Annotated in this window: 7 protein-coding genes and 1 pseudogene; 4 read left to right on the top strand and 4 right to left on the bottom strand. The window is 57.0% G+C overall.

The features are described from left to right. A partial coding sequence (locus RTY00_RS02170; protein ID WP_312663254.1) for a hypothetical protein occupies positions 1–202 on the top strand: 202 nt, incomplete at its 5' end. 116 nt (positions 203–318) lie between these two features. After that, positions 319–2,004, top strand: a complete 1,686-nt coding sequence (locus RTY00_RS02165) for an alpha-amylase family glycosyl hydrolase (RefSeq protein WP_312663253.1) — start codon at positions 319–321, stop codon at positions 2,002–2,004. On the opposite strand, the gene bioH is transcribed toward RTY00_RS02165, so the two are convergent. Continuing rightward, positions 1,988–2,758, bottom strand: coding sequence for a pimeloyl-ACP methyl ester esterase BioH (gene bioH / locus RTY00_RS02160; protein ID WP_312663252.1), 771 nt, complete (start codon positions 2,756–2,758; stop codon positions 1,988–1,990). The two genes, RTY00_RS02165 and bioH, sit on opposite strands and share 17 nt — an antisense overlap. A gap of 35 nt (positions 2,759–2,793) precedes the next feature. Here bioH and gntX point away from each other — a divergent pair, with 35 nt between their 5' ends. Beyond that, positions 2,794–3,471 carry a DNA utilization protein GntX gene (gene gntX / locus RTY00_RS02155; RefSeq protein ID WP_312663251.1) on the top strand — a complete coding sequence of 226 codons (678 nt, stop codon included), beginning with the start codon at positions 2,794–2,796 and terminating at the stop codon, positions 3,469–3,471. A gap of 58 nt (positions 3,472–3,529) precedes the next feature. Further along, positions 3,530–4,105, top strand: a complete 576-nt coding sequence (nfuA, locus tag RTY00_RS02150; protein WP_008107927.1) for a Fe-S biogenesis protein NfuA — start codon at positions 3,530–3,532, stop codon at positions 4,103–4,105. Between the two features lie 39 nt (positions 4,106–4,144). Here nfuA and malQ read toward each other — a convergent pair whose 3' ends face one another. The 3 genes and pseudogenes from malQ to RTY00_RS02135 all read right to left on the bottom strand — a co-directional run. Further along, a complete protein-coding gene (gene malQ, locus RTY00_RS02145) occupies positions 4,145–6,199 on the bottom strand; it encodes a 4-alpha-glucanotransferase (protein WP_312663250.1) in 2,055 nt (684 codons plus the stop codon). 57 nt (positions 6,200–6,256) lie between these two features. Next, on the bottom strand, positions 6,257–8,662 hold the full coding sequence (gene malP, locus RTY00_RS02140; RefSeq protein ID WP_312663249.1) for a maltodextrin phosphorylase: 2,406 nt from the start codon (positions 8,660–8,662) through the stop codon (positions 6,257–6,259). Between the two features lie 226 nt (positions 8,663–8,888). Further along, positions 8,889–8,995, bottom strand: a pseudogene (locus RTY00_RS02135) (DeoR/GlpR family transcriptional regulator); the annotation flags it as partial.

Here is an 8,995-nt window from a genome sequence, read left to right as displayed (position 1 = left end):
GGATATGCAGCGTAAACGTATTGCGCTTACCATGCGTCTGGACGAGCAGCCCGGTGAAAGCAATGCGCGCGGCAGCCGCAATGCCAGCAAAGAGACAACGCGTCCGGCAGCCAACAACAAAGGCCGTGGCAAGCCTGCCAGCGCTCCGGCAGGCAACAGCGCCATGGGTGATGCGCTCGCCGCCGCCTTTAAAAAACGTTAAGTTCCTGCCTTAAACACGCGCGGAGACATCCCGTCTCCGCGCGCATACCGCCTTGATAAATCTGCTCGTCCATCTACGCTTTGAAAAAATGACCTGCCGCGTGGCCCTGCGATCCAATGGATATTATCAACGCCTTAATCGATGAGATTTATCACGGCAGCTTTCCGGTCGCGGCACGTGAACGTCTGCTTTCGCACATTCGTGCCGCGCGCGATACGGTAAAACTGCCGCGCAAGGCGCACTGGGATGAGAAAGATGTGGTGCTGATCACTTACGCCGATCAGTTCCGTGAACCCGAACAGCCAACCCTCGCCAGCTTCTCGCGTTTTTATCAGCAGCATCTGCAATCCACTTTCAGCCTGGTGCATTTGCTGCCGTTCTTTCCCTACTCATCGGACGACGGCTTCTCGGTTATCGATTATCACCAGGTCAATCCAATCTGTGGCGACTGGCAGCACATCAGCGCGCTGCACAGCGAAACGCGCCTGATGTTCGATTTTGTCTGCAACCACATGTCGGCACACAGCCGCTGGTTTCAGCACTTTCTGGCGCTGGATCCCGGTTGGGATGATTTCTTTATCAGCATGCCGCCCGCCACCGATCTCAGTGCGGTGACGCGTCCACGCACCTCGCCGCTGCTCACGCCGTTTGCGATGGCCAATGGCGAAACGCGCTATATCTGGACCACCTTCAGCGCCGACCAGATCGACCTCAACTTTGGCAATCCGGAAGTGCTGATTCGCATGGTTGCTGTGCTGCTCGATTATCTGATCAAAGGCGCGGATTATGTGCGGCTCGACGCGGTGGGCTACATGTGGAAGACGCCGGGCACTAACTGCATTCACCTGCCGAAAACGCATCAGCTGGTGAAGCTGTTTCGCGCCATCGCCAATGAAGTCGCGCCCGGCACGGTGATCGTCACCGAAACCAACGTGCCGCATAAAGACAACATCAGCTATTTCGGCAACGGCAAAGATGAAGCGCAAATGGTGTATCAATTTTCGCTGCCGCCGCTGGTGCTGCACGCCATTCATTCCGGATCGGCGCGCGCGTTGCGTCAGTGGGCCAGCACGCTGGATTTAGGCGGCGGCACCACCACTTTCTTTAACTTTCTCGCCTCGCACGACGGCATTGGACTGAATCCGGCACGCGGCATTTTGTCGGAAGTGGAGATTGTGGCGTTGGTGCGCGATTTGGCGCTGGAAGGCGCGCTGGTCTCGTACAAGAACAATGCCGATGGCACCACCAGCCCATACGAAATCAACGTCACCTATTTTGATGCGCTGAATCAGCAAGGCGATGACGATGACACGCGGCTACGTCGCTTCCTGCTGGCGCACGCCATTCTGCTGTCGTTTCCCGGCGTACCGGCGATCTACATCCAAAGTATTCTTGGCTCACGCAACGATAACGACGGCGTGCGCGCGGCGGGTCACAATCGCGCCATCAATCGTCAGAAATATGATCTGCATGAAATGGAGCAGTGGATCAGCGGCGGCAACCCGCTACGTCAGCAGGTGTATGAACGCCTAAGCGCACTGATTCAGCTGCGTACCCGACAATCCGCATTTCATCCCGATAACCCGATGACGCTGCTGGAGAGCGAGAACACCTTGCTGGTGCTGCGTCGCCATCAGCCGGATAGCGAAGAGGGTTTGCTGTGCGTGTTTAATCTCAGCCATCATGAGGTGACGACGCAGTTACCGCTGACGCGGCTTGTGCAGGATGTGATTAGCGGGGAGAAGCTGGATGGCAGCCAGCCTTTGACGCTGGCTGCATGGCAGTTTATGTGGCTGCGGTAAACTCCATGATCAGCTGCGTAAATTCATCCGGGTGAGAAATGAAAGGCGCATGCGCGGCTTTCTCCATCACTACCGAGGATGAATCTGGCCAGCGAGCATCCAGTTCTTCTGCGATACGACGCGGCACCAGCCCATCGAGATAGCCGTAAATGCGCAGGAACGGCAACGGCAGATCATCGAGCCCGGTGCGCAAATCGTCCTGACGCAAAATCTCTAATCCCCCTTCCAGCACCTCAACCGACGGCATCGGCTGCGATAAAACTACCTCTTTCAGCTGACGCGCATCCTGTCGCGCATTTTCCGTGCCCATGGTTTGCAGTGCCAAAAAACGCTCCACGGTGCGCTGGAAATCAGTGCTGAGCTGCTGCTGAAAACTTTGCAGCGTTTCGGGCTTGATGCCCGGCCATTCATCACGCGCGGTAAAACACGGCGATGAGGCGACTGTGATCAGCGCTGCAACGCGCTGCGGCTGGGTTAACGCCAGCTGGCTAGCAACTAATCCGCCCAGCGACCAGCCTAGCAGCACCGCGCGATCGGGTAACTGTGGCAACAACTGTTGCGCCATTTCCGCTAAGGTCAGCGGCCCAAAACCCTGGCTGCGGCCAAAGCCCGGCAGATCCACCAGATGCAGGCGAAAATGCGGGCTGAGTCGCGGAATCATGTTTTGCCACACTTCGGCATTCAAACCCCAGCCGTGCAGCAGCACAAGATCGCGATCGCCCGTGCCTGTGGTGTGCCAGTAAAGCGAACTCATCGGTTACACTCCGGAAAAGTGAAAAGGAGGTCGCTATGCTACCAATCCCGGCACTGTGTTGGCTATGCCGCCTGCCGCTACAGATTGCCAGCCACGGCTTATGCAGCCGCTGCGTACAGCAGATTCCGCGCCTGCCAGCGCTCTGCCCGTGCTGCGGATTACCGGCTAGCGGAACGCAACCGTGCGGGCGCTGCCTGCGCCGTCCGCCGCCGTGGCAGAGCCTGAGCTGCGTCAGCGATTACCTGCCGCCGCTGAGTGATTGGGTGCAGCAGTTGAAGTTTTCTCGCGTAACCGCACTCAGAGTGATGCTGGCGCGGCTGATTTTGTTAAAATTGTTAACAATGCGTCGTGATTACCGGCTGCCGCGTGTAGATTTGGTGCTAAGCGTACCGCTGCATCGTCGGCGCGCCTGGCAACGCGGCTATAATCAGGCGGCGCTGCTGGCAAAACCGCTGGCTCGCTGGCTGGGCTGTGAATATCGCGAAGGGGTAAAGCGTGTACGACAGGGCGCGGTTCAGCACTCATTGAGCGCCAGCGCGCGCAAAAAGAACCTGCGCGGTGCCTTTCGCCTTGAAATGCCGGTGCGCGGACGCCATATCCTGCTTATCGACGATGTTGTGACGACCGGAAGTACCGTGGCGGAAATTAGCCGCATCCTGCTGGCGCAAGGCGCGGCCAGCGTACACATTGGTTGCCTGTGCCGTACCTTGTAGAGCGTCGGTGTTGGGCGTATTATAACCAAGTAATTTAGTCAACTATTGAGCAATCGCCATGATCGTTATTACTGATGCTGCGCAAGAGCACTTCTCAAAATTGCTGTCCAAACAAGAAGATGGCACTCAGATTCGCGTATTCGTCATTAATCCGGGTACGCCAACCGCAGAATGCGGTGTTTCTTACTGCCCACCCGATGCAGTAGAAGCGACTGATACCGAATTTAAGTTCGAAAAACTGTCAGCCTATGTTGATGAGCTGAGCGCACCGTACCTCGATGACGCAGAAATCGACTTTGTTACCGACAACCTCGGTTCGCAGCTGACGCTGAAAGCGCCAAACGCCAAAATGCGTAAAGTTTCTGACGATGCGCCAATGGTGGAACGCGTGGAATATCTGCTGCAAGCGCAGATTAACCCGCAGCTGGCTGGACACGGCGGTCGCGTATCGCTGATGGAAATCACCGATGACGGCATCGCCATTCTGCAATTCGGCGGTGGCTGCAACGGTTGTTCGATGATCGACGTGACGCTGAAAGATGGCATCGAGAAAGAGCTGCTGGCAGCCTTCCCTGAGCTGAAAGGCGTGCGTGATTTGACCGAGCACCAGCGCGGCGAACACTCGTACTACTGATTTAGCACGCGGCAGCGACCCGACGCTGCCGCGCGTTCTCTAACGCTTCCTGCGCCCTGTATTGACCGCAGTTAGCAAGCCCGGCACTTTTCCTCTAAACATCTCTTCTAATGTGACGCTCAACTTGCGCCGCCAGTTTGGATATTCATCCACCGTGCCCGGCACATTGACCGGTGAAGACATAGCCAGCCAATCTTCTGGTTGCAGACCCAGTAATGCGCTATTAGTCCGCGCCAGATAGCGGTGGAAGCCGCGATTGAGCACCGGCGTGAAGGACACTCGGCTGGCCACTTTGCTGTGGCGCGCAGGCAACGTATTCATCTGATGCAGTGCATCCAATAGCGCCTGTTTTTGTTTATCCCTCTGTCCCAGCAAGGGAATCAACACGCTTTCTTTGTACAAGCCCAGTTTGTGCCCCAGAGAAAGATCCTTAAATCCCCAGAATCCCGCCAATGTCGGCAAATCATGGGTGCTGGCGCTGGCAATCGACTGCGCGGGATACTCGTGCGGCTGACGGTAACTGCCATCGCCGTGCTGCTCGAAGAACAACACTTTCCACGAAAAAATACCGCTGTTGCGCAGCAGGCTGACGATCTCTTTCGGCACCGTACCGAGATCTTCACCGATCACCATGCAGCGATGGCGCTGACTCTCCAGCGCGAGGATCGCCAGCAGATCGTGCACCGGATACGCCACGTAAGCGCCTTTATCCGCGCTTTCGCCGTAGGGAATCCACCACAAACGCAGCAACGCCATGACGTGATCGATACGCAAGGCGCCGCAGTCGCGCATATTGGCGCGCAGCAGATCGATAAACGGTTGATAGCCACGCGCGCGCATCACATGCGGATCGAGCGGCGGCAAACTCCAGTTTTGTCCCTGCGGACCGAGACGATCCGGCGGCGCGCCGACGGATGCACCGAGTTTATACAGTTCCGGATCCTGCCAGGTTTCCGCGCTGCCCTGCGCCACGCCGACCGCCAGGTCGCGATATAGTCCTACTTCCATGCCAAGTTGCTGACTGATCTGGCAGCAGATGGCGAACTGCTCTTGCGCTACCCACTGCAACCAACTCCAGAACTGAATCTCATCCTCGTGCTGCGCGCACCATTGCTGCACTTCCGGCAACAAAGCGTTGCGCCAGCCTTCCGGCCAGTTCGCCCAGCCCCATTCATCGGGATGTTGCTGGCTGCGCTCGGCGAGAATGCCATCAAACGCCGCCTGATAACGCAGATGATCGCCGCCCTCAACGATAAATTGCTGGAACGAAGCATCGCCAGCGGCGCGAGACTGAAAGCGCTGCCAGGCAAAGCGCAGCGCGGTCAATTTCAGTTCGGCCACCGTGCTGTAATCGACAAACTCGGCCGCGCGCGCTTGCTTCAGCGCCTGGCGTGTTTTCGCCATTTTCCACCAACGCTGCGCTGCTTCGCTGTGCTGGAAATCTTCCAGCCGATTAACGTCGATATACAACACGTTGAGCCAGCGGCGCGAGGTTGGGCTGTAAGGACTGGCATTCTCTGGCTGTGCAGGATAAAGCGCATGCAAAGGATTGAGGCCGACAAAATCACCGCCATAATCGGCGACCTTCTCCAGCATGTGCGCTAAGTCGCCGAAATCACCGATGCCCCAATTGTCATCCGATCGCAACGTGTAAAGCTGCACCAGCGCGCCCCACAGTTTCTCGCCTTGCTCGATGGATTCGGGGATAAAGCAACGTCGCGGCGCGATGATAATGCGCGTCTGCCACTGCTGGCGGCCTTTGCGCAACGTGAGCTGGTGATAACCTTGTGACAGACGCGGCGGCAGCGTGAGCAATTCGCCGCCCTGCACCTCGCCGCTGAAGCTTTTGCCCTGTTCGGTTTGTAGCTGCCAGGAAAAAGTGCCGCTGCCTTGTGGCGTCAATTGGCGCTTGCTGCGTGCGGCAAAGACCTGCACCGGCGGCAACGGTGGCACTTTGCCGGTTGGCGTTTCCATTACCGCCAGCAGCGCGCGTTTGGTCTCATCGCTGATGGTTTCCGGCTCGCCGTGCGCGTTGATAAAGCGCAGCGTAATGCCGGCATCCTGTGCCGCTTGATCCAGCTTGTTAAGCGTCATTGTGTCTCCTTCAACACGGTGCGCATAAATGCGCACCCTACAAAATCCTGCGCCCGATTATCGTGCCGCCTGCCAAATACGCTGCTGGTAATCGCGAATCGAGCGGTCAGAACTGAAACGGCCGGTATGTGCGGTATTCAGAATGGCCGCACGCGTCCAGGCTTCCTGATTCTTCCACAACGCTTCCACCTGCTGCTGCGCGGCGATGTAGGCATCAAAGTCAGCCAGCACCAGCCAGGGATCGCCATTTTTGGTCAGGCTTTGCAGCATCAGGTCAAACACGTGCTTGTCGCCGTCGCTGAACTTGCCCTTCTCCAGCTCCTTCAGCAAACCATCCAGATAAGGATTCTGTTTGCGCAGCTTTTTCGGGCTGTAGCCGCCCGCCTTCAGCGCCTTCACTTCGTCCACGCTGTTACCGAAGATAAAGATATTCTTCGCGCCCACCGCTTCGGCAATCTCCACATTAGCGCCGTCCAGCGTGCCAATGGTGAGCGCACCATTGAGCGCCAGCTTCATATTGCCGGTGCCGGAAGCTTCATAACCGGCGGTAGAAATCTGCTCGGAGAGATCGGCAGCCGGAATCATCAGCTCTGCAGCGGTGATGCGGTAATCCGGGATAAACACCACTTTGAGGCGATCGCCGACACGCGGATCGTTGTTGATCACCTCCGCCACTTTGTTGATGGCATAGATGATGTTTTTGGCGAGGTAATAGCCGGGCGCGGCTTTGGCGCCAAACAGGAACACGCGCGGCACAAAGTCGGGGTTATCCGGGTTATCGCGCAGCTGGCGATAGCAGTGCAGCATATGCAGCAAACTGAGGTGCTGACGTTTGTACTCGTGCAGCCGCTTAATCTGTACGTCAAACAGCGCATCCGGATTGATATCAATGCCGGTGACGCGCTTGATGTAGAGCGTCAGCCGCTGTTTGTTTTGCTGTTTGATGTCGCGGAACTGCTGACGAAACGCTTTTTTGCGGGCGAAAGGTGCCAGCCACGCCAGCGCATCAAGATCGTTGGCCCACTCAACCTGCAAACTGTCATCAATCAGCGTCGATAGCAGCGGGTTGCACTGTTTTAACCAGCGGCGCGGCGTAATGCCGTTGGTGACGTTATGGAATTTATTCGGCCACAGCAGGTGATATTCCGGGAACAGATCTTTCACCACCAGCTCGGAGTGCAGCGCCGCCACGCCGTTGACGGCGAAACAGCTCACCACGCACAGATTCGCCATGCGAACCTGACCGTCGGCCACCACCGCCAGCTTGTGCCAGGTGGCTTTGTCGTCCGGCCACTGTTTCTTCACCACCTTTTTCAGGCGGCGATTAATCTCACGGATAATCAACATATGGCGCGGCAGCAGGTCGCGTACCAGCTTTTCATCCCAGCGCTCCAGCGCTTCCGGCATCAGCGTGTGATTGGTATACGCAAAGGTGCGGCTGGTGATGTGCCACGCATCGTCCCAACTCAATTGATGCTCATCCAGCAGCACGCGCAGCATCTCCGGAATGGCGATGGTGGGATGCGTGTCGTTAAGCTGGATCACTTCGAAATCGGGCAAAGTGCGAATGGCGCGCCCGGCGAGATGATGACGCCGCAGAATATCGCCCACCGCGCAGGCGCACTGGAAATACTGCTGCATCAGGCGTAGTCGCTTACCTTCGGCATGATTATCATTGGGATAGAGCACTTTGGTCAGCTTGTCGGCTTCGATGCCTTGCTGCTCGGCCTGCAGGCATTGGCCGTTGTTAAACGCGGTGAGATCGAACGGCTGCGCGCTTGTGGCTTTCCACAGTCGCAGCGGCAACGTGATGCCGTTGCGATAACCGACCACCGGCAAATCCCAGGCTTCACCTTTGAGGTGAATTTTAGGTCGCCAGAGGATGCTGCCATCGTGATTCTCTTTGACCTTGCCGCCAAGGCCAACCTGCACATCCAGCGCGGTGTTATGGCGGAACCACGGATAGCAATCGCGCTGCCAGTCATCCGGCGCTTCCTGCTGCTGTCCGTCGGCAAACGTCTGGCGAAACAGGCCGTATTGATAGTTGAGGCCGTGGCCCATCGCGGCCTGCCCAACGGTCGCCATTGAATCCATATAGCAGGCGGCCAAGCGCCCCAATCCGCCGTTGCCGAGTGCCGGATCCACTTCCTCTTCCAGCAGTTCGCTCAGCTCAATCTGATGTTCCGCCAGTGCGGCTTGCACCTCGTTGTACCAGCCAAGATTGAGCAGATTGTTGCCGGTTAAACGCCCCAGCAGAAACTCCATCGACAGATAGTTGACGTGGCGCTGCCCTTGTTTAGGTGGCGCAGGTGGCTGCGTCGCCAGCATTTCTGCCAGCACGCTGCTCAGCGCTTGCCACCATTGGTGCGGTGTCATTTGCTGAGCGGAAGTTAGTCCAAGATGTTGCCATTGGCGGGTAAGAGCGGCGTCGAAACGTGTTTTATTGAATTTTTGCTGCGACATATCAATCCCTTCGTGTCCGTTAACGGTAAAGCCGGGGCGAGCGCAAGAGGTGAAAAGATAAGTAAAGCTGGGGCCGCAGAAAAAAGCGACAAAGAAATGTCAGTACCAGGAAAAAAATAGTGCACGCTTTGTTTCGAACGGTCGCCATTCCTGGCGACCTGGTGCGCATAAATACGCACTCAATCCTTCGTAGGGTCGCCATTCATGGCGACCGTTTACCACGCTATCAGCACAATTCGAGGTGAACTTCGTGCTGCTCAATCACTTTCAACACGCTAGCCGGCGGGCTTTGATCGGTATACATGTAATCAATCAGGCTCATATTGCCGAGGT

This window comes from Pantoea sp. CTOTU49201 (assembly GCF_032054795.1).
Lineage (GTDB): Bacteria > Pseudomonadota > Gammaproteobacteria > Enterobacterales > Enterobacteriaceae > Pantoea > Pantoea symbiotica.
The sequence above is the reverse complement of the archived record's forward strand: the minus strand, read 5'-3'. Positions and strand labels throughout refer to the sequence as shown.

Coding starts and splice junctions, on each gene's coding strand:
- nfuA (WP_008107927.1), top strand. CDS start 3,530: ATGATCGTTATTACTGATGCTGCGCAAGAGCACTTCTCAAAATTGCTG.
- bioH (WP_312663252.1), bottom strand. CDS start 2,758: ATGAGTTCGCTTTACTGGCACACCACAGGCACGGGCGATCGCGATCTT.
- gntX (WP_312663251.1), top strand. CDS start 2,794: ATGCTACCAATCCCGGCACTGTGTTGGCTATGCCGCCTGCCGCTACAG.
- malQ (WP_312663250.1), bottom strand. CDS start 6,199: ATGACGCTTAACAAGCTGGATCAAGCGGCACAGGATGCCGGCATTACG.
- malP (WP_312663249.1), bottom strand. CDS start 8,662: ATGTCGCAGCAAAAATTCAATAAAACACGTTTCGACGCCGCTCTTACC.
- RTY00_RS02165 (WP_312663253.1), top strand. CDS start 319: ATGGATATTATCAACGCCTTAATCGATGAGATTTATCACGGCAGCTTT.